Genomic DNA, 19638 nt, shown 5'->3' on the forward strand with positions numbered 1-19638 from the left:
GCTGGAATGGCCGCTGCCGACCACTATATCATTCGGCATTGGCAGCTATGGAGCTCGTGGGCAGAGTTCAGCCGTGCCCGGGCATGTTCGAAAGTGGTGCCGTCGCTTTGGCATCAATTTTCTTTCAGTGACTGGACTTTCGCTCAACATTTTTTGATAACAGGCACGATATACGCGTGCCGATGTGTCGGCAGGCGGCAAGCATGACGTCCGCAGGGCAGGAGACGGGGCAGGAACGACATGACGAAGACGGATATCGCCACCCGCGTCTATAACCATACCTGGAAGCTCGATCCGATCATCCGCAGCCTGATCGATACGGATTTCTATAAGCTTCTGATGCTCCAGATGATCTGGAAGCTGTATCCGGATGTCGACGCAACCTTCTCCTTGATCAATCGCACCAAGAGCGTCCGGCTCGCGGAGGTGATCGATGAGAGGGAATTGCGCGAACAGCTCGATCACGCGCGTACGCTGAGGCTTTCGAAGAAGGAAATGATCTGGCTTGCGGGTAATAGCTTCTACGGCCGCGCCCAGATCTTCGAACCGGAATTCCTCACCTGGCTGTCGAACTTCCAACTGCCGGACTATGAACTGTCGAAGCGTGACGGCCAGTATATTCTCGACTTCCACGGCTCGTGGAAGGAAACGACTATGTGGGAAATCCCGGCGCTCGCCATCATCAACGAGCTTCGCTCGCGCACGGCGCTGAAAGCGCTCGGGCCTTTCACGCTCGATGTGCTCTATGCGCGCGCCAAGGCGAAGATGTGGGAAAAGGTCGAGCGGCTGAGAGAGCTGCCGGGCCTGCGCATTTCCGATTTCGGTACGCGCCGTCGTCATAGTTTCCTCTGGCAGCGCTGGTGCGTCGAGGCGCTGAAGGAAGGCGTGCCGCACGCTTTCACCGGCACGAGCAATGTGCTGCTCGCCATGGATTCCGATCTCGAAGCTGTCGGTACCAATGCGCATGAATTGCCGATGGTTGCGGCCGCTCTCGCCAAGAATGACGAAGAGCTCGGCAAGGCGCCCTACAAGGTGCTGCGCGACTGGAACCGCCTCTATGGCGGCAACCTTCTGGTGGTTCTGCCCGATGCCTTCGGTACCGCCTCGTTCCTGCGCGATGCACCGGAATGGGTGGCCGACTGGACCGGCTTCCGTCCCGACAGCGCGCCGCCCATCGAAGGTGGCGAGAAGATCATCGACTGGTGGAAGAAGATGGGTCGCGATCCGCGCCAGAAGCTGCTGATCTTCTCCGACGGCCTCGATGTCAATGCGATCATCGATACCTACAAGCATTTCGACGGCCGCGTCCGCATGAGCTTCGGCTGGGGCACCAATCTTACCAACGATTTCGCCGGCTGCGCGCCGACCGAGCTCAAGGGCCTCAACCCCATTTCCATCGTCTGCAAGGTCATCGAGGCCAACGGCCGCCCGGCCGTCAAGCTCTCGGACAATCCGCAGAAGGCGACAGGCGAACCGGCGGAAGTCGAGCGCTATCTGAAGTTCTTCGGCGCCGAGGATCGCATCGATCAGGAAGTGCTGGTGTAGAGCGTTTTCGTCCGGAATTGCCTGAAAATAGCGCCACTAGAGCGATCGAGCGATTCCGTGAAAAGCTTGATCGCTCTAGTGGAGCTTAGCTGCCGCTATCGGCGCCACGCGTTTGAACAGCGTCCACCTGCCGTTCTCCCAACGATACTGATCCGGCGAAATAACGTAGGGCACCTCGCTGAGATCGGCGCTGATCAGCTCCAGCAGCTGCAGGCCCAGGGTGTCGTTTTCATGGGTGAAGAAGACCTTGTCGCGTGAAAGAAATGCCGCGACCGGCGCCGCTCCGCCGGATTGCTCCTGCACCTGCGCCCAGAAATTCGGCAGGAAAGCGATGCTGGATTCGAACTGGCCGTCCACCTCGACATATTGAAAGCGGCTGCGCTTGGCGACCTGCACGCCGGTCTTGTCGAGGAATTTCTGCAGGTTGAGCTGTGCCAGCGCGGCCAGTTCCTCGGCGTCGATACCCCAGCTTTCGAGCGCCGTCGACATCACGTAGCTGACCGTGGTTTCGCCGTTGACGGCGAAGAGCTTGATCAGGTTTTCCGCCTCGTCGAGATAGACGAATTGCGGCGGATCGGGTTCGTCCTTGACGGCCTGGATCATCTGTCGCCGCGCCACGTCAACAAAATCGCGCGCCTTCAAGACCGGCAGGATCTTGGCGAGCTCGTCGCCGTCATCAATGGCTTCGGTCATGTTGAGATAGTTCATCAGCGCCTGCGCGCGGACTTGTCCGCGCTTCTCGCGCAGCGCCAGCAACGCATTGCTCAGGAATTTCGTCATCGTGTCGCCATTGCGGCTGTGCAGCGTCAGGCTGCCGGCGCCGGCATCATAGTCGATCCTGATCAGGTCGCCGAAAAACGGCAGCCGCTCCTGCAGATAGGCCGCAAAGCGGGCTTCGTCCTGCAAAGCTTCGTCTGGAATGTTCAGATCGAGCGTCTTGACTGGCGTGGCGCTCACCGGTTCGGTTGCCGAGAGCCTCTGCTCGGGTTGCTTGCCTTTACCGAAGAGCTTTTTCAGGAAATTGAACACGCGCGTCCCCGAGCACCAAACGGTATTGCCGGAGAACCTAGCGCGGCAACCGCTCCGGGGCAATGCCAACGGCGACGATCGCGCCATCAGCGTAAGTGCCTGCTTGCCCGCATAAAAAAGGCGTATAGTCTGCAAAAACGGGCCGGCGGCCCGATTGCGGGAAGGGCAGCGCATATGAAGAGTGTCGGGGGTAGCAGGCTGTCGATCAGGACACTGCTTTTGTGTTTTTTTGCATTGGCCGCGCCTCTCACAGCGCTTGCGCAAAACACGGCTGCGACACAACCGCCGCCGCCGCCGCCGGAAAAGGTTCGCGAACTCATTCAGCTGATGAACGAGCCGGAGGTCAAGCAATGGCTTGGTGCCCAGCTGAACGATCAACCCGCCGCCAGCGATCCCGGAACGTCCGACAATGACCAGATGTCCGTCCTGTCCGGCATGCTCGGCCATACGCGGCATCATCTGGAGGTCGTATCCGGCGCCGGGATGACGTTGCCTTACGAGGTGATGACGGCCTCCGAAAAGCTTGAAAGAGAAGGCAGGGCGGTTGGTGTCCTGCGCATTATCATCCAGATCGTGATCCTTTTTTTCCTGGGACTTGTGGCAGAGCTCGCCGTTGCGCGCTTCATCAATACCAAGCACATGCAACGCACCGAAAGGGCTGCCGGCATCGAGACCGAGTTACAGGCTGCCCGGTTCCAGTTTTTGGGCGGGGTTGTGCCTGCGATCATTCATGCTCTGGTGACGCTGGTTCCGCTGCTCGCTTTCGATTGGCCGCCGGCCATCGAAAGCTTCGCCATCGCCTGTGTCATTGCGCTGGTTTCCATCAGGCTCGTGATTTCCATCGGCAAACTGCTGATGGAGTTGATCGCCATGCGCCGAACGAACGATGTTCTGGACGAGGATAGCGGTACCGCCCGCATAGCCGAACGGCGGCACGTGGCAAGATACTGGTATCGGCGATGCACCCTGTTTGCTGTCTATTTTGCCTGTGGTTGGGCGATCATGCAGGCTGTCACGTCACTCGAATTTTCCGCCGGCGCCCGGGATCTCATCGGCTATGCACTCGGCATCGGCCTGTTTCTGATCGCCGTGACGGCCGTGTGGTCAAGACCCGTCGCGTCGGAGGAACGTGGGGCGAAGACGATTTCCTGGCTATTGACGATTTTCTTCGTGGCCCTCTGGTGCCTGTGGGTCGCCGGTTTCGACGGCCTTCTCTGGCTCGGCATCTATGCGATCCTGTTGCCGCGCGTTCTCTCGGTATCCACGCGGGCCATCGAGGCGCTGCATGATGCGGCCGATGGCATTTTCGGCGCCGGCAAGTTGGCAACCGTGCTTCTCGATCGCGGCGTGCGCGCGCTGATCATCACCTTCGCGGTCCTCTGGCTGGGGCGGATGCTGGGTGTCGAGGCCTACGCGATGATGAGCGGCAGTGAATCAATCATCGGGCGAATCGCGCGCGGCGTTCTGGGCGGCATCGTCATCCTGCTGGTCGCCGATCTCGTCTGGCATCTGATGAAAACCTATATCGACGCCAAGCTGATGGAATCCTTGCCCGCCGACAGCGATTCCGAGGAGATGAAGGCGAGTCGCGCCCGGTTGCAGACGCTGCTGCCGATCTTCCGCAATATCCTTGCGGTCGTTATCGTAATCATCGCGATCATGATGGTGCTGTCGGGGCTCGGTGTCCAGATCGCACCGCTGATCGCCGGTGCCGGCGTCGTCGGCGTAGCGGTCGGTTTCGGCGCCCAGGCCATCGTCAAGGATGTCATCAGCGGCATCTTCTATCTTTGGGACGATGCCTTCCGTGTCGGAGAATACATAGAAAGCGGCAATCACAAGGGCGTGGTGGAGTCTTTCAGCCTGCGCTCGGTCAAGCTGCGTCACCAGCGCGGGCCGCTGGCGACCATCCCCTTCGGCTCGCTCGGCGCGGTCAACAACATGAACCGCGATTGGGCAATCGATAAGATCATCGTCAAGGTCACATACGATACCGATCTGGTGAAGATGAAGCGGATCATCAAGGATATCGGCCAGCGCCTGCTCGACGATCCCGAACTGGCGCCGAGCATCATCCAGACGCTGAAGATGAAGGGTGTCGAACAGTTCGGCGATTTCGCGATCGAGATCAGGCTGGCGTTCACCGCCAAGCCCAACGAAGTCTCTGTCATCCGCCGCAGCGCGCTGGCGCTGATCAAGCAGGCCTTCGATGAAAACGGCATTCAGTTCGCCTTCCCGACCGTGCAGGTGGCAAGTGACAAGGATGCTCCCGCCGCCGCTGCCCGGCAGCTCGTCGAGATGCGTGCTGCAACCGTCGACGGCGCGCAGCAAGCGGGTTAGCGCCCGCTGGCCCGCCGAGGCAAGCAATGGAACTAGCGAATTTCGTTTACCTCGGTGTCATGACTTCGGCGCCGCGGTGCTGCCGCGCACCACCAGGGTGACGTCGATCATTTCGCGCTCGACCGGCATGGCGTCCTCGAGAACCGCCCTTACCGCGCGCTCCGCGATCTCGGCAAAGGGCTGCGCCATCGTCGTCAGGCCCGGCGCCGTCATGCCGCCCTCGGGCACGCCATCGAAGCCGACGATGGAGACGTCTTCGGGAACGGAAAGCCCCCGAGCTGCGAGCCAGTTCATGGCCAGCATTGCGATATTATCGGACATTGCGAGGATGGCGGTCGGCGGTTCCGGCGCGGAAAACAGATGTTCGAGACCGGTCTCGACGCTCGCCTTGTCGTTGTTCGTCTCGTAGATCGGAACATCCTGACGCCGGATGCCGAACGTCTCGAGCGCCTGCCAATAGCCGATGGTACGATCGCGCGAGGTGGAATAGATCGCCTGCTCGATCTCGGCGATGCCCACCGGCCCGACGTGATCGTCGGAAAATTCGGTGGCAAGCACGGCAAAGCGCCGGTGGCCCAGTTCCGCCAGGTGCCCGGCCGCTGCAGCAGCGCCGCCGACATTGTTGACGCTGACTGACGGAACGGACGAATCATCGTCATTCAATGCCAGGGCAATGAAGGGCAATTGTCGCTCGCGCGTCAGCTGCACGAGTTTTTCGCCGCCCTCCACGCATAACAGGATGAAGCCATCCACCAGGGCGCTCTTGATGTTCCAGTCCAGCTTCTGCCGGTCCTTGGCCGAAACGAGCGCAAGCCCGGTGCCACTGGCATCGCAGACCTGGGCAACGGCCGCCAATAACGCTCTTGCCCAGGGATCGTCGAAGAAATAGGCGAGCGGCTCCACCGCCGCGACGCCGATCGCGTTGACCTTTCCGGCCCGCAACAACCGCCCCGTGAGGCTGGGGCCCGGATATCCGAGCTGCCTGGCCGTCTCGAGGACGTGTTCGCGCACCTCCTCGCGCACCACATCGGGCCGGCTGAAAACATTGGAGGCCGTTCCCTGCGATACCCCCGCCGCCTTGGCGACATCCGCGAGCTTGATCGTGCCCTTGACCAATAGCCTCTCCATTTTCGTTCCCGTGCACTGTAGCAGGAAATTGTATCGGTTCAATTCCGCTTGACAACGAAACTTTCAGGCGTAGAATTGAACCGATTCAAGTCAACCAATCCGAATCGATATTGAATCGATTCAAAAGGTAGAGCCAATGCTGACCAACCATTTCTTCAAGGATCTCTATAGCGATCACTGGGGCGATCCCGACAACCCGAATGCGGTCGAGCCGCCATCGACTCCGGATAAGGATCGCGTGCTCGAGCCGGGCATTCTCGGCCGTCTCGCTCGCCTCTTCCGCCGTCGCCGGAAGCGCCCGTCCGCATGGTCCTTCACGATTCCGAGCGAACCGCCTGAGGTCGAGAGCGACGCCACCGCCGACCATCGCAATCAATGCGATGTCATGCAGCCGAAATTTCTCAACATCGCGAAAGCGCTCTCGCGGAATTGCTAGGATGCGCCTCGCTTGCCGGCTTCAGAAATTTTCCTTGTAGGGGCGCAGGTCGAGTTCTTGTGTCCAGGCCGAGGGATGCTGGCGGTGGATATGCCAATAGCTTTCGGCAATGGCGTCGATATTGAGCAATCCGCTGGCATCCATATCAGGCCGCCGCGCGCGCAGCCGCTCTCCGTCAATGCCGCCGTCGATGATGGTGTGGGCGACATGCAGGCCTTGCGGCCCGAACTCCCGCGCCATGCTCTGGCTGATCATTCTGAGCCCCGCCTTGGCGGCTGCGAATTGCGCATAGCCCGCCTTGCCGCGCAGGCTGGCGGAAGCGCCGGTAAAGATCACGGTGCCGCGGCCGAGCGGCACGAGATGGCGGGCCGCCTCGCGCCCGACGAGAAAGCCGCCGAAGCAGCAGATGCGCCAGAACTCCTCGAATTGGGCGGCCGTCAGATCGCGAAAGCCGATCGGTCGATTGATCCCGGCATTGAAGACGATGAAATCGGGCGGAGCGATGCCGTCCGGCGGCGCAAAGGCATGCTCGAACAGCCGCACGACAGCAGCTTCGTCCGTTGCATCCGTTTCGATGGCCTCGGCGCTGCCGCCGGAGGCCCTGATGGTCTCGGCAACCTTGTCGATCTTGGCCGGTGTCCGGCCGGCGATGATGACATGATAGCCCTTGTTGCCAAGAAGCCGACAGAGCGCTGCACCCAACCCCTGTTCCGCTCCCACTCCGACGATGACGGCGCTTGGCGTGCTCATTCGGCGGCCTCCCTGGCATCGAACGTTGGATAGTCGGTATAGCCCTCGGCACCGCCGCCGTAGAAGGTCGGGCGATGATAGGGATTGAGCGGAGCTCCGCGGCGAATGCGCTCCGGCAGGTCGGGATTGGCGATGAACAGGCGGCCGAAGGCGATGGCGTCTGCATGCCCGGCGGCAAGTGCTGCTTCGGCGGTCTCCGGCCGGAAGTTTCCGGCTGCGATCAATGTGCCCGACCAGGCAGGACGAAACAGCTCCGCCGCCGATGGCACATTCTTATGGTCGACCTCGGCGTGGCCGGCACCGCTGGCGCGCGGTTCGATCAGATGCAGATAGGCAAGGTGCAGCCGGTCCAACTCGCGAATGATATGGCCGTAGAGACGCAAGGGGTCGTCCTCACCGCTGTCATTGGCAATGCCGAAAGGCGAGAGCCGGACACCGACGCGCTCCGAACCCCAGACCTTCGAAACCGCCTCGACGACTTCGAGCAGCAGCCGCGTGCGATTCTCGATCGAGCCGCCATATTGGTCGGTGCGCTGGTTGGTGCGCGCCTGCAGGAATTGCTCGATCAGATAGCCGTTGGCGCCGTGGATCTCGACACCATCGAATCCGGCTTGCTTGGCATTGGCGGCGGCCTGCGCATAGACGTCGATCAGCAGCGGCATGAGATCGATGTCGATCGCCTGCGGCGTCTCGAAGGGCACCCGTTCGAATGAAGCGGTGAAAGCCTGTCCCTTGGCGGCGATGGCGGAAGGGGCGATGGGCGGAGCGCCGCCCGGCTGGTGTGAGGAATGCGAGATGCGGCCGACATGCCAGAGCTGCAGGAAGATCCTGCCGCCCTTGCAGTGGACCGCGTCCGTTACCGCTTTCCAGCCGACGATCTGTTCGATCGTGTGGATGCCGGGCGTTGCCGGCATGCCTTGTCCGGCGAGAGAAATCTGCGAGCCTTCGGAAATGATCAGCCCGCCCTCGGTCGCACGTTGCGCGTAATATTCTGCGTTCAGTGCGGAAGGTACGTTGCCTGGCTGGCTCGCCCGCATGCGGGTCAACGGCGCCATGACGATGCGATGCGCGAGTTCATAGAGACCGACGGCAAGCGGTGAAAATAAAGTGACTGTCATAAAATTCTCCTGCCTGGAGCTGATGTTGCTCCCCGGGGCGGAAGGGCCTGTCAGCGGCGATTCGGTCTCGGGAGTGTCGAATAAGATGATGCTCATCATTTATTCCAACAATCGGACGTGCGCAACTAAATCTCGTGTCAGGCCGAAATCCGTGCGAGGAAGGTGAGTACAGCGGCGTTGAATTGCGCCGGTCGCTGCAATGGAGCGAAATGACTGACGCCGGGTAGAAAGATGAATTCCGCGCCGGGAATATGCCGGGCGAGGTGATCGGCGTGTTCGCGCTTGATGAACTCGTCATGCTCGCTGTGGACGATGGCGACGGGCACGTCGATCTCGGCGAGATCGGCGGCGGTGTAATTCGGCTCCGTTCGCTGCATCAGGCTGACGGCCTGAACGAAGGCATCGAACTGGTCCGGCGTCGCCGACAAGGCTGCGTAATCCTTCGTATGACGGGAGAAGCAGCGCTCGATCATCGGCGTCAGCACAAATTCTTTCGTGCCGCTCGGGTCCATGTTGCAGGCGAAAAAGAAGACCCCGGAAATGCGCTCTGGATGCGATCTTGCCAGGATCAAGCCAGTGCATGCACCATCGCTCCATCCGACGATGGCGGCCTTCCAGATCTTTAGCCTATCCATTACGGCCAGAACGTCGGAAGCCATCAGCTCGTAGCTGTAGGGCCGCATGTCGCGCGTGCTGCGACCGTGACCGCGGCTGTCGACGACGATGACCCGATGGCCGGCGTCGATCAGCGCCGGCACCTGATAGCCCCAATTGCCGCTGTTTCCGAGCCCGCCATGAAGAAGGATCACCGGGGCGCCGCTGCCGTAGGCCGCATACCATATGCTGATACCGTCGTGATCAACGTATCCCTCCGTCTCTGCGGGCGGCAAGGGTGCAGCACCCTCCGCCTCGAATCGATCGAGATCGTCGTCCTGAAATTCCATGCTGACCTCCCAACGCGCTGTCTCCTCCGACAGCAATGCGAACGAACCTATTCGATCCTGCTTCGTTTTTCCAACAGGGAGCAACGGTCACTTCGCTGCCAGATGCTCGAAAAGATCCCGTGCCGGCGGTGCCAGCTCCTCGGCGGAGCGCGTGCATACCGAGAGCTGGCGCGTGGCCCAATCGTCGGTGAGGCGCAGTGCGGCGATCTTTGTGGAGCGGCCGCAGCGCCGCGCTGCCGTTTCGGGCACGATGCCGAGACCGATGCCGCAAGCCGCCATCTCACAGATGCTCTCGAATGTCCGCATCCGCACGCGCATCTTCAGCCTTGTGCCCAGCCGGGCGGCCTGCGCGTCGATATGATCCTGCAGCGCACCGCTGGCAAGCCCCACAAAGTGCTCGTGCAGGAGATCTGCAAAAGCGATCTGTTTTGCCGCGGCAAGTGCATGGTCGCGAGGCATGACCAGGACGAGCCGGTCGATGGCGAAAGGCCGCAGCATCAGGCCTGATGTATCGACGGCATCCGAGAGGATGCCGATCTCCGCCAGCCCCGCTGAAACGGCTCTCGCGATCTCGATGCTCTGGCGCTCCTTGAGTTCGATATCGATCCGCGGATGCCCAGCCATCCAACCCGCGAGGCGTTGGGGCAGGAATTCGGCAATCGCGGCTGTATTGGCGGCAAGCCGGACGGTTGCCCGCAGGCCGCTCGCATGTTCGCCGAGCTCGCCGTGCATCTGCGCCATCTGCCGCTGTATTAGCCGGGCGTGGTGCGCCAGCGCTTCTCCGGCCGGCGTGGGGGTGATGCCACGGCGGCCGCGCTCCAGAAGCTTGACGCCGCCATTGGCTTCCATGTCGCGCAGGCGCTCGCTGGCGGCCGGCAACGAAAGGCCGACATCGGCGGCTCCATGCGTAATGCTCCCGGCATCCACGACGGCGAGGAAGAGGCGAAGGTCGGTCAGATCGAAGCGCATGGCCCAAGATTAACGCATCTCCAGCCTTCGGCATAGCCGAAGCCTGACTTCGCATCATCCGCATTGTGGGCGGCCCCGGATTTGTTAGGGGAAGACATGATGGATCATTCGATACCGCTCGTTGCTGCGATCTTCGCAACCTTCTTTGTCGCCGGCATCGTCAAGGGCGTCACCGGCATGGGTCTGCCGACCGTGGCGATGGGCGTGTTGGGCGCGCTGATCTCGCCGCTCACGGCAGCGTGGCTGCTGATCGTCCCATCCTTCGTGACCAATGTCTGGCAGCTGCTGGCCGGTCCGAGCTTCGGCAAGCTTGCGCGGCGGTTCTGGCTGCTGGCGTGTGCTGTTGTCGCAGGGACCTTCGCCGGCTCATCTCTGCTTGCCAGCGGCGACACGCTGTTAACGACGGGCGCGTTGGGTGCCGCGCTCGCCCTCTATGCCGCTCATGCATTGCTCGCTCGCCAGCTTCGTGTGCCGCCAAAGCTGGAGCCGTTGATGTCGCCCGTCATTGGCTTGGTAACCGGCCTGCTGACCGGCGCCACAGGCGTCTTCGTCGTGCCTGCGGTGCCTTATCTCCAGGCGCTCGGCCTCGAAAAGGACGATCTGGTTCAGGCGCTCGGCCTCTCCTTCACCGTTTCGACGGTGGCGCTTGCCGGCGCGCTGGCGTGGCATGGCGTCTTTCGCATCGACAATCTTGCAATATCAGCGCTTGCGATCGTTCCGGCGCTGGCCGGCACGTGGGCCGGGCAGGTCATTCGCAGCCGTGTCACCCCGGCGACCTTCCGACGCTGGTTTCTGGTCTGCCTTCTCCTCCTCGGCACCGAAATGGTCGCCAGGGCATTTCTGTAGGCGGGCTTGTTGCGCTCAGCCCGCCATGCGTTCGGGGTGTCCGGTACCGCTGACATCTTCGTCAAATGGAGGTGCGTCAGATATGCCGCGCCGGCCATATTGCCGGGGCGAGCAGCCCATGGCCCGCTTGAAGGCGGTGCTGAAGGCGCTTTCGGATTCGTAGCCGAGCGAGAGCGCGATGACGGAGATCGGATCGCTGGAATTTGCAAGCCGGTCCGCCGCCAGCAGCATTCGCCAGCGGGTCAGATAGTCCATCGGCGACTTTCCGACCAGTTGCTTGAATCTGAGCGCAAAGGTCGAGCGGGACATGCCGGCATGCTCGGCCAGTTCCTGCAGTGTCCAGCGATGCGCAGGGTCCTGATGCATGGCATTGATCGTCCCGCCGATCTGCTTGTCTTCGAGAGCGAAGAGCCAGCCGACGCCGCCGGGGGTTTCCGCCAGGTGAAGACGCAGCGCCTGAATCAGCATCATGTAGGCAAGGTGCTGCGCAACCAGAAAGCTGCCCGGCCGAGGCTCACGCAATTCCTGCATCATCCGCTCCATGGACCAGCGCAGGGCGGTCTTATCCGTTTCCGACCGGATATGAACGATCGGCGGCAGGACACCTAACAGGATGCCGGCATTGTCGCCGGAAAGCACGAAATGCCCGCCGACGCCCCAGAAGTCTCCACCGCCATTGAGGAGGCGGATGCCGCCGTTCTTGGGTCGCGAAAAGAGTGCGCGGGCATCGATGGGGGGAAGGGCAAGATCGTTTGTCAGGCAGAAGGGCCAGCCGCGCGGCAGCAGGAAGCAATCGCCCGTCTTGAGCCGCACGGGGTCAGGAACGCCTTCGACCGATAGCCAGCACTGCCCGGAAACGACTGCATAGCATTTGATGCCCTCATGCCGGCCGAACCGGATCGACCAATCTCCGCCGACATCGAAACCGCCGAACGTATAGCTGCGCGGCTTGAGCAAGGACAAAACATCTGAGAGTGGATCCATGAGAACTCCGGACGATCGCGAAGATATTGCGGATTTTACAGCATAGATCGTATTCCCTCAACCGCTTATCTTCAAAGCAACGGGGCCGCAAAGACGGCCGCGAGGCAATGCAAACCAAAGCAAAGGATAGGTTGCGATGCGTGTTTTCGTTACCGGTGCCACCGGCTTCGTCGGTTCGGCTGTCGTTCAGGAATTGATCAAAGCGGGCCATCAGGTGCTCGGTCTCACGCGTTCGGATGCGGGGGCTGAGGCGCTTGCCGCCGCCGGCGCTGAAGTACACCGGGGCGATATCGAGGATCTGGGTAGCCTGCGCAGCGGCGCCGCCATCTCGGACGGCGTCATCCACACGGCCTTCAATCATGACTTCTCGAAATTCGCTGAGAATTGCGAGACGGATCGCCGCGTCATCGAGGCGCTTGGCGCGACGCTGGAGGGTTCCGAGCGTCCGTTGCTTGTCACCTCGGGCACGGCACTCCTTTCCCCCGGCCGCCTTGCCACGGAGGATATGGTGCCGAACGCGGCGACCCATGCAATCCCGCGCGTCGCGTCGGAGGTCGCAGCTGCAGCCGCGGCGGCTAAGGGCGTGCGCGTGTCGTTGATCCGCTTGCCGCCCTCCGTCCATGGCGACGGCGATCATGGCTTCGTGCCGCGCCTCATCGCCTTTGCGCGCGAAAAGGGTGTGTCGGCCTATGTCGGAGACGGCGCCAATCTCTGGCCCGCCGTGCACCGGCTCGACGCTGCCCGGCTTTACCGGCTTGCGCTGGAAAAGGCGGCTGCGCTCGCGCGCTATCACGTCGTCGGTGAGGAGGGCGTGCCCTTCCGGGAGATCGCAACGGTGATCGGCCGACGCCTCGGCCTGCCGGTCGTTGCCAAGACGCAGGAGGAAGCCGCCGAGCATTTCGGCTGGTTTGCCCATTTCGCCGCCATCGACGCCCCGGCCTCCGGCGAGCAAACGCGGCAATCGCTTGGCTGGGAGCCGACCGGGCCAGGCCTGATCGCCGACCTCGACCGGCCGAGCTATTTCGCTGGCTGAGCCGGCCATGCGATGCGCTGCTCCCGGTGGGCGGCGCATTCGCCGGGTCGGTATGGGGACGGAGAGGGGTTGAGCAGATTGGCTGGCAAGCTTGCAGCGGGGGAAGATCCGCTCGGAGCCTTTGAACTCCGATCGTCGTGCATCTTTGCACCCAGCCCCGAGGAAACGGTCATTAGAAAGACGAAGGATGATGGTTTCGATGGCACCGATCTCGACGCCATTCTCACAGCATTCGGCGTGCATGATCTGGTGATCTGCGGGGTGCCCTCCGAGATGTGTGTCGCCGCGACGGCGCGCGCGGCTCTGGAGCGCGGCTATGGCGTGTTGCTGCTGCATGATGCGCCTGCTACCGACGAAGGATAAGAGCGGTCGCAGTCCCGCGTCTTTGCCTTATTCCTGTTCGGGCACCTTCAGGATAACGGCTTCGTCCGGGCCGATGGACCGACCATCCTGTGCCCGGATGTCGAGCCGCACAGGCTGTCCGCTCGCGCGATCCACCAGTCGCGAATGGTCTTCCGCCGGCGCGAAGAGATGGCGTTCGCCGAACTGACGAAGCGCGACCATCACGGGGAAGAGATCCTTTCCCATCGCCGTCAGGCGATATTCCATGCGCGCGCCGCCTTCGTTGGTGGGAACAAGCTCCAGGATGCCGCTCGACACCAGCGTCCGCAGGCGCTCGGTGAGGATGTTCTTGGCGATGCCGAGGCTTTTCTGAAACTCGCCGAAGCGCGTCAGCCCGTCGAAGGCGTCGCGCACGATCAGCAGCGACCACCAGTCGCCGATCACGTCCAACGAGCGCGCGCTCGGGCAGTAATCGCCTTTGAGACTCTTTCGCGCCACCATCCGCTTAGCTCTCTCCGTCTTTTACATGCGAGATTGGTTGCATAATTAAACCAATCATGTTAGTCGATCGATGGTTTTATTATTAAACTAAAAGCACGGGAGTTTGCAATGACGATCAGGCAGAACGTGCCGCCGGCAGGTGGCGCGAACGACATCGTGCGCGTCCATTCCGAACAGGCGGCAAGTGGGACCGGCGGGTCTTCTTTCCCTGTCGAAGGCAGTTCGCCGCTGACGCGCCTGACCATCCTCCTGTTTGCCGTCGCCAGCGGCCTGGCGGTGGCCAACGCCTATTTCGCCCACCCGCTTCTCGATGTCATGGCCGACGATCTCGGGCTTTCGCGCACGGTTGCGGGCCTTATCGTCGGGGCCACGCAGCTTGGCTACGGGCTTGGCCTGATCCTGCTGGTGCCGCTCGGCGATCTTGTCGACCGGCGCAAGCTCATCATCGTACAATCGCTCCTGACCGCCGTCGCATTGGTCTCCGTTAGTCTCTCGACGAGCGCCGCGATGCTGCTGACCTCTATGGCCGCCGTCGGCTTTCTTGCTGTCGTGACGCAGGCGCTGGTCGCCTATGCCGCCAGCCTGGCGCATCCGTCCGAGCGCGGTCATATCGTCGGCTTGGTCACCAGCGGCATCGTTCTCGGCATCTTGTTGGCGCGAAGCATCGCCGGAACGCTCACCGATCTCTCCGGTTGGCGGACTGTCTACATCGTCTCGGCATTGCTGACGCTGGTGATCGCGCTGTTGTTGTGGCGCGCATTGCCCCGGCAGCAGAGGCCGCAGTCGAGTCTCTCCTATATCGGCCTCATCCGCTCCCTTGCGACGCTGCTTGTCGATGAGCCCATCCTGCGCATCCGCGGGGTGATCGCCATGCTGATCTTCGCCAATATCACGACACTGCTGGCGCCGCTCGTCCTGCCGCTGACCGCGCCACCCTACTCCATGTCCCACACCGAAGTCGGCCTGTTCGGCCTCGCCGGAGCGGCGGGTGCGCTCGGCGCCGTGCGGGCAGGGCGCTGGGCCGACCGCGGCCATGGGCAGCGCACAACGGGCATTGCGCTGGCGCTAATGTTGCTTGCCTGGCTACCGATCTCGATGCTGGATCGCTCGATCCTGTGGCTCATCGTCGGCGTCCTTGTCATCGATTTCGGCCTGCAGGCGACACACGTCACCAATCAAGGCATGATCTATCGCGTCAGGCCGGACGCGCAGAGCAGGCTTACCGCCGCCTATATGGTGTTCTACTCCATCGGCAGCGCCATCGGTTCCTCGACATCGACGATCATATACGCCCATGCAGGCTGGACGGGCGTCTGCATCTCCGGTGCCGGCATCAGCCTCGCCACCATTCTCTTTTGGGCGCTGACCTTGCGGGCAACACCCCGACAGGCGACGCGACCTGCGTTATGACTTGGCAGGCAAGAGGCGGGCATGCTTGGCTACTCGCATTCCGGCGGAGGCAAGCGCGATGCGGAAAGACCCGCGTCAGGCGTGTGTGCGGGCTACGATCGACGCGATCTCGACGCCACAGCTTGCATTTGGGGACGCGGGGCTGCTGCCTCACCGCTACTTCTCCCGATACAGGATCATGCCGGCATGATGCAGCACGCCGTCGATGAATGTTCCGTCAGCGGTAAAGCCGGTGTCGTCCCAATAGTCGATGTGATTGCCTCGGATCTCATAGCGCCCCTGGTATGCGCTCTCCCGCTTTCCGCGCGCTTCGTCATAGCGCCCGTTCGGAAGCAGGTTGTGGCGGATATGGCCATCGGCGGTGACCCACATCCCGGCATAGGGGTGGCTTTCTGAACGTTGGGTGGTCGTGTTTTGCTCGGTGTTCATCTCGGCGAGACCTTTCTCTGTGGGTAGGACAACCGCGCCGGTAAGAAGCCCGGCGGCGGCAAGCAGCGGAATCCGCTTCATGGGGTAGTTCCTCAGCGTTGCTCGCCGCGAGCGGCGCCATGGCGACAGTTCGCGGCGAAATGAAAGGAAAACTTGTTGTTGCCCTCTCATGTGTTGCGCGTCGGTCGGATGACGATCTCGTTGACGTCGACATCATCTGGCTGTTCGACGGCGAAACGCACGGCGCGGCCGATCGCGTCCGGCTGCAGGGCAATGGCGCGGTAGGTCTTCATCGCCTCTGCTGCCACCGGATCGGTGATCGTGTCGGCGAGCTCGCTTTCGACGACACCGGGATGGATGCAGGTGACGCGAATCTTGTCGTGTTCCTGCCTCAAGCCGTCGGAGATCGCCCGCACCGCATATTTGGTGGCGCAATAGACCGCCGCGGTCGGTGAGACGGACAGCGCGCCGACCGAGGCGATGTTGATGATATGGCCGGAGCCCCGGGCCGTCATCTCAGGCAGCACCGCGGCAATGCCATAGAGCACGCCCTTGATGTTGACATCGACCATCCGGTCCCATTCGTCGACCTTCAGCGAGGCCATCAGCGACAGCGGCATGACGCCGGCATTGTTGACGATCACGTCGACGCGGCCGAAGCCTTGGCGCGCCGCCTCGGCAAAGGCGGCGACATCCGCGCGATCGGTCACATCAAGGCGGCGCGTCATTGCCTCTCCGCCCTTTTCCCTGATTTCTTCTGCGAGCGCTTCCAGGCGATCGGTACGGCGCGCGCCGAGCATGATCTTCGCTCCGGCGGCACCGAGTTCCCGAGCGATCGCGGCACCGATGCCGCTCGAAGCGCCGGTTATGAGGACGACTTTGTTGAGGGACATGTTCATTTCCTTGCTGGTTGATCTTTGAACTGCCATGCAGCAGTTGCCAGGAAGATAGATCTGGCTCATTGTTGCGATAAGACGTCCATTTCTTCCAACTATGGAAAGCTATCCTAACCAATGGAGCCAGATCTCAACGCGCTTGCTGTCTTTACGCTCGTCGCCGAGGAGAGGAATTTCCGCGCGGCCGCGGACCGTATGGGCGTCACCCGATCAGCGGTCAGTCAAACGATCAGGCGGCTGGAAGAGACGCTTGGCATAGCGCTGGTGTTGCGCACGACGCGCAGTGTAAGCCTCACCGAGGCCGGCGAGCATCTGTATGGCCAAGTTGCGCCAGCACTTGCAGACATGCGCACGGCAATAGAAGCCACGGGAAACTTGCGCGGACGCCCGCGCGGGCAGCTGCGGCTCGCTGTCTCGTCGATTGCCGAGCGCTTTCTGTCGGGACCGTTCCTTGCCACCTTTGCCGAGGCCAATCCGGAGGTTCAGATAGACATCACCGTGACGGACGAGGAGTTCGACATCGTTGCCGAGGGCTATGATGCGGGTGTCAGGCTCGGCGAGGTGATCGAGCAGGACATGATCGCGGTGCCCGTGGCCGGTGACGAGCGGCAACTCGCCGTTTGCGCGCCGCGATACATTGAACGCTTTGGCGTGCCCTCGCATCCGAGCGAGCTGGCCGCCCATCGCTGCATCGGCTGGCGTCCCGCACCCAAGGTCGCGCCGTATCGGTGGGAATTCGCCGAGCATGGCAAGGAGTTCAGCGTCGCCGTCGCACCGGAGATCACCACGAACGACATGGCGCTGATGACAAAGCTCGCCGTTGCCGGCGCCGGATTAACCTTCGGGATGGAAGAGAGCTTTCGCCCTTTCATCGAGCGTGGCGAACTCGTGCCCGTCCTCGAGAGTTTTTGCCCGCGATTTGCCGGCTTCTACCTCTACTACCCGAGCCGCCGCAACGTGGCGCCGAAGCTGCGAGCCTTCATCGATCATCTGCGACGTCTGGGATAGCGTTTGCCGTGCGGACGATCGCGCCCCGGCTGAACGGTGTGGCAATCGGTGGCAACTGGGCAGTTATCTCTCAGGATAGCGCAAAATCGGCGTGCAGCGACGGGCCGAGAACGATGAAGATGGGCACCATGTCTGCGCTGCAGCACTATGAGGTAGCCAAAAACCCACCCTCTCGGTCAATGAAGGTGGTCATCCTGCGGGTTTCGAGACAACGCTTCCGTGACAAGCTTGGCGAGCCACGTGATGGCGGGGTCGGCCAGCCCATCGCGATGGCGCAGCAATGTGAGCTGGAAGCCGGGAATGGCCATCGGGGGATCGTGGAGCGTCACCGGAAACAGCGACGCCGCGTAGAGGCAGGCGCTGAGCGGCGCGGTGATGATCGCATCGGAACGGCTTGCTGCGGCAAAGGCGACCAGCATTTGCGGCATTATCGCTGCAATTCGGCGCCGGCGGTCGATGCCGTCGAGGACGGCGTCGATCATGCCGCGCGCATCGCGGTCATGCGAGACGAGTATATGGTCGAGTGAACAATAGGTATCGAGGTCGAGCGTTCCCTTGATGTGCGGATGATCGCGTCTGGAGGCTACGCGGAATGTTTCGTATGCCATGACCGTGCCGATTGTCTCCCTTGGCGCATCTGCGAATACGCCCAGAGCTACATCGACATCTCCGGCGGCGACGGCCGCCGCCGCGCTCTCGTGGCTGAAGGTGCGGAACATGATCTGGCAACGGGGTGCTGTCTGGGCCAACCTGGCCAGGGCCGCCTCGGCGAGCGCTGCGACCAAGGTATCCGGTGCGGCAACGGTAAAGCGGCGCGCGGCGGTTCCGGGGTCGAAGTGCCGGCCGATCTGGACCGCACCGCGTATGCCGGCAAGGGCTTCGGCCAGGGGAGGACCCAGCAACAGCGCCCGCGCCGTCGGCTCTACACCCGCGCCCTTCCTGATAAAGAGCGGGTCGTCGAACACCGAGCGCAGCCGGCCGACAGCGTGGCTGACGGCGGATTGCGTTAGCCCCATCTCGACCGCGACCGCGCTCATGTTGCGTTTCTTCAGCAGCATTTCGAACACGATCAGCAGCGTCAGGTCGAGGCGACGAATATGAATATTATCGATTGTGTCCATGAATCGAATTCGATTTTGTTCATGATACCCATTCGATACAGGTTTTACCGTTCGCGCAATAGGCTTTCGTGACGACCTCGCAGACCTATAGGGCGCCGATCGCACTCCTCGTAACCGGATGGCGTTGACTTGATGAACGCGAACTTGGGTGAACGAGCGCTATAGCAATTCAGGGAAATGGTTCATGGTGACATCTTTCTTTCAAGCAAAAGCTTGGCAACTGGCCTCATTGATCACGGCGATCAACGTCTTGGTTGCGGGCGGTTTTTCTATTACGGGCCTCATCAGCCCACTATCCATAATGCCAACTGGCTATAGTGCGACGCAGGCGTCGTTCCTATTCGCCATGTACGCGGCGGCGCGCTCAATTCCGCTGGCGTTGATGACATTAGTAGCGATCTACAAGCGTGCGAAGTCGGCATTGCTAGTGCTGGGTACGCTTGCTGGCATCATACAATTGTTGGATGCCGGAGTCGGTCTGCTTCAGCATGATCTCGGAAAATCCGCGGGGCCGCTCGTCATTGCCACCCTCCAATTTTGCGTGGTGCTCCTGCTGCGCAGGTCCGTGCGGAGCACGCTCCCGAGCGCAGGCTGATCGCCGGTTATTGCGGAAGACAGAGAGTTACATCGCGCTGTAGTGTAGCGTGGGATGGCGGACAAGGTGGGATTCGAACCCACGGTACGCTTTCACGTACACACGCGTTCCAGGCGTGCGCCTTAAACCACTCGGCCACCTGTCCATCTGCACTTCGCGTCCGATAAAGGAGCTATTGTGGGAACGGCGCGATATATACCGATGAATTTTCTGGGAT

At 61.8% G+C, this 19638-nt stretch carries 20 protein-coding genes and 1 tRNA gene; 9 read left to right on the plus strand and 12 right to left on the minus strand.

Going from position 1 to position 19638, the window contains the following annotated elements; genetic code table 11:
- The first annotated feature begins 240 nt into the window (after positions 1–240).
- A complete protein-coding gene (gene pncB / locus JTP94_RS03280) occupies positions 241–1545 on the plus strand; it encodes a nicotinate phosphoribosyltransferase (RefSeq protein ID WP_204849136.1) in 1305 nt (434 codons plus the stop codon).
- Positions 1546–1620: 75 nt separating this feature from the next.
- Here the strand turns inward: pncB and JTP94_RS03285 are convergent, their stop codons facing one another.
- Positions 1621–2574 carry a hypothetical protein gene (locus tag JTP94_RS03285; RefSeq protein ID WP_204849137.1) on the minus strand — a complete coding sequence of 318 codons (954 nt, stop codon included), beginning with the start codon at positions 2572–2574 and terminating at the stop codon, positions 1621–1623.
- A gap of 174 nt (positions 2575–2748) precedes the next feature.
- Here JTP94_RS03285 and JTP94_RS03290 point away from each other — a divergent pair, with 174 nt between their 5' ends.
- The gene (locus tag JTP94_RS03290) at positions 2749–4911 is read left to right on the plus strand and encodes a mechanosensitive ion channel family protein (RefSeq protein WP_204849138.1); all 2163 of its coding nucleotides are present in this window, start codon (positions 2749–2751) and stop codon (positions 4909–4911) included.
- A 57-nt stretch (positions 4912–4968) separates the two neighbouring features.
- Here JTP94_RS03290 and JTP94_RS03295 read toward each other — a convergent pair whose 3' ends face one another.
- Positions 4969–6039, minus strand: a complete 1071-nt coding sequence (locus JTP94_RS03295) for a LacI family DNA-binding transcriptional regulator (RefSeq protein ID WP_246754647.1) — start codon at positions 6037–6039, stop codon at positions 4969–4971.
- A 136-nt stretch (positions 6040–6175) separates the two neighbouring features.
- Here JTP94_RS03295 and JTP94_RS03300 point away from each other — a divergent pair, with 136 nt between their 5' ends.
- Positions 6176–6475, plus strand: coding sequence for a hypothetical protein (locus tag JTP94_RS03300; protein ID WP_204849139.1), 300 nt, complete (start codon positions 6176–6178; stop codon positions 6473–6475).
- Positions 6476–6496: 21 nt separating this feature from the next.
- Here the strand turns inward: JTP94_RS03300 and JTP94_RS03305 are convergent, their stop codons facing one another.
- From JTP94_RS03305 to JTP94_RS03320, 4 genes are all read right to left on the minus strand, one after another.
- Entirely contained in the window at positions 6497–7225 is a 729-nt protein-coding gene (locus JTP94_RS03305; RefSeq protein ID WP_204849140.1) for an SDR family NAD(P)-dependent oxidoreductase, read from the minus strand.
- Positions 7222–8343 (minus strand): alkene reductase, encoded by a 1122-nt coding sequence (locus tag JTP94_RS03310; protein ID WP_204849141.1) that lies wholly within the window; start codon positions 8341–8343, stop codon positions 7222–7224. Before JTP94_RS03310 ends, JTP94_RS03305 begins: the two co-directional genes overlap by 4 nt.
- 137 nt (positions 8344–8480) lie before the next feature.
- Entirely contained in the window at positions 8481–9287 is an 807-nt protein-coding gene (locus tag JTP94_RS03315) for an alpha/beta fold hydrolase (RefSeq protein WP_204849142.1), read from the minus strand.
- An 87-nt stretch (positions 9288–9374) separates the two neighbouring features.
- Entirely contained in the window at positions 9375–10256 is an 882-nt protein-coding gene (locus JTP94_RS03320; RefSeq protein ID WP_204849143.1) for a LysR family transcriptional regulator, read from the minus strand.
- 96 nt (positions 10257–10352) lie between these two features.
- Here JTP94_RS03320 and JTP94_RS03325 point away from each other — a divergent pair, with 96 nt between their 5' ends.
- Complete coding sequence (locus JTP94_RS03325; RefSeq protein ID WP_204849144.1) at positions 10353–11102, plus strand: sulfite exporter TauE/SafE family protein; 750 nt, start codon at positions 10353–10355, stop codon at positions 11100–11102.
- Positions 11103–11117: 15 nt separating this feature from the next.
- Here the strand turns inward: JTP94_RS03325 and JTP94_RS03330 are convergent, their stop codons facing one another.
- Positions 11118–12086, minus strand: coding sequence for an AraC family transcriptional regulator (locus JTP94_RS03330; protein WP_204849145.1), 969 nt, complete (start codon positions 12084–12086; stop codon positions 11118–11120).
- A gap of 136 nt (positions 12087–12222) precedes the next feature.
- Here JTP94_RS03330 and JTP94_RS03335 point away from each other — a divergent pair, with 136 nt between their 5' ends.
- Together JTP94_RS03335 and JTP94_RS35315 are read left to right on the plus strand one after the other, a co-directional pair.
- Complete coding sequence (locus tag JTP94_RS03335; protein WP_204849146.1) at positions 12223–13119, plus strand: SDR family oxidoreductase; 897 nt, start codon at positions 12223–12225, stop codon at positions 13117–13119.
- Positions 13120–13188: 69 nt separating this feature from the next.
- Complete coding sequence (locus tag JTP94_RS35315) at positions 13189–13482, plus strand: isochorismatase family protein (RefSeq protein ID WP_246754648.1); 294 nt, start codon at positions 13189–13191, stop codon at positions 13480–13482.
- Between the two features lie 27 nt (positions 13483–13509).
- Here the strand turns inward: JTP94_RS35315 and JTP94_RS03345 are convergent, their stop codons facing one another.
- The gene (locus JTP94_RS03345) at positions 13510–13962 is read right to left on the minus strand and encodes a helix-turn-helix domain-containing protein (RefSeq protein ID WP_204849147.1); all 453 of its coding nucleotides are present in this window, start codon (positions 13960–13962) and stop codon (positions 13510–13512) included.
- A gap of 108 nt (positions 13963–14070) precedes the next feature.
- Between JTP94_RS03345 and JTP94_RS03350 the strand changes: the two genes are divergently transcribed.
- Positions 14071–15372 (plus strand): MFS transporter, encoded by a 1302-nt coding sequence (locus JTP94_RS03350; RefSeq protein ID WP_204849148.1) that lies wholly within the window; start codon positions 14071–14073, stop codon positions 15370–15372.
- 156 nt (positions 15373–15528) lie between these two features.
- On the opposite strand, the gene JTP94_RS03355 is transcribed toward JTP94_RS03350, so the two are convergent.
- Together JTP94_RS03355 and JTP94_RS03360 are read right to left on the minus strand one after the other, a co-directional pair.
- Positions 15529–15801 (minus strand): Atu4866 domain-containing protein, encoded by a 273-nt coding sequence (locus JTP94_RS03355; RefSeq protein WP_409456584.1) that lies wholly within the window; start codon positions 15799–15801, stop codon positions 15529–15531.
- A 167-nt stretch (positions 15802–15968) separates the two neighbouring features.
- Entirely contained in the window at positions 15969–16694 is a 726-nt protein-coding gene (locus JTP94_RS03360; protein ID WP_204849150.1) for an SDR family oxidoreductase, read from the minus strand.
- Positions 16695–16814: 120 nt separating this feature from the next.
- Between JTP94_RS03360 and JTP94_RS03365 the strand changes: the two genes are divergently transcribed.
- The gene (locus JTP94_RS03365; RefSeq protein ID WP_204849151.1) at positions 16815–17705 is read left to right on the plus strand and encodes a LysR family transcriptional regulator; all 891 of its coding nucleotides are present in this window, start codon (positions 16815–16817) and stop codon (positions 17703–17705) included.
- Positions 17706–17881: 176 nt separating this feature from the next.
- Here JTP94_RS03365 and JTP94_RS03370 read toward each other — a convergent pair whose 3' ends face one another.
- The gene (locus JTP94_RS03370; protein ID WP_204849152.1) at positions 17882–18826 is read right to left on the minus strand and encodes a LysR family transcriptional regulator; all 945 of its coding nucleotides are present in this window, start codon (positions 18824–18826) and stop codon (positions 17882–17884) included.
- Positions 18827–19010: 184 nt separating this feature from the next.
- Here JTP94_RS03370 and JTP94_RS03375 point away from each other — a divergent pair, with 184 nt between their 5' ends.
- On the plus strand, positions 19011–19421 hold the full coding sequence (locus tag JTP94_RS03375) for a hypothetical protein (RefSeq protein WP_204849153.1): 411 nt from the start codon (positions 19011–19013) through the stop codon (positions 19419–19421).
- Between the two features lie 55 nt (positions 19422–19476).
- Here the strand turns inward: JTP94_RS03375 and JTP94_RS03380 are convergent.
- Positions 19477–19566 (minus strand) — tRNA-Ser (locus JTP94_RS03380).
- Positions 19567–19638 lie beyond the last annotated feature (72 nt).

This window comes from Martinezella lusitana (assembly GCF_016901135.1).
Lineage (GTDB): Bacteria > Pseudomonadota > Alphaproteobacteria > Rhizobiales > Rhizobiaceae > Rhizobium > Rhizobium lusitanum_D.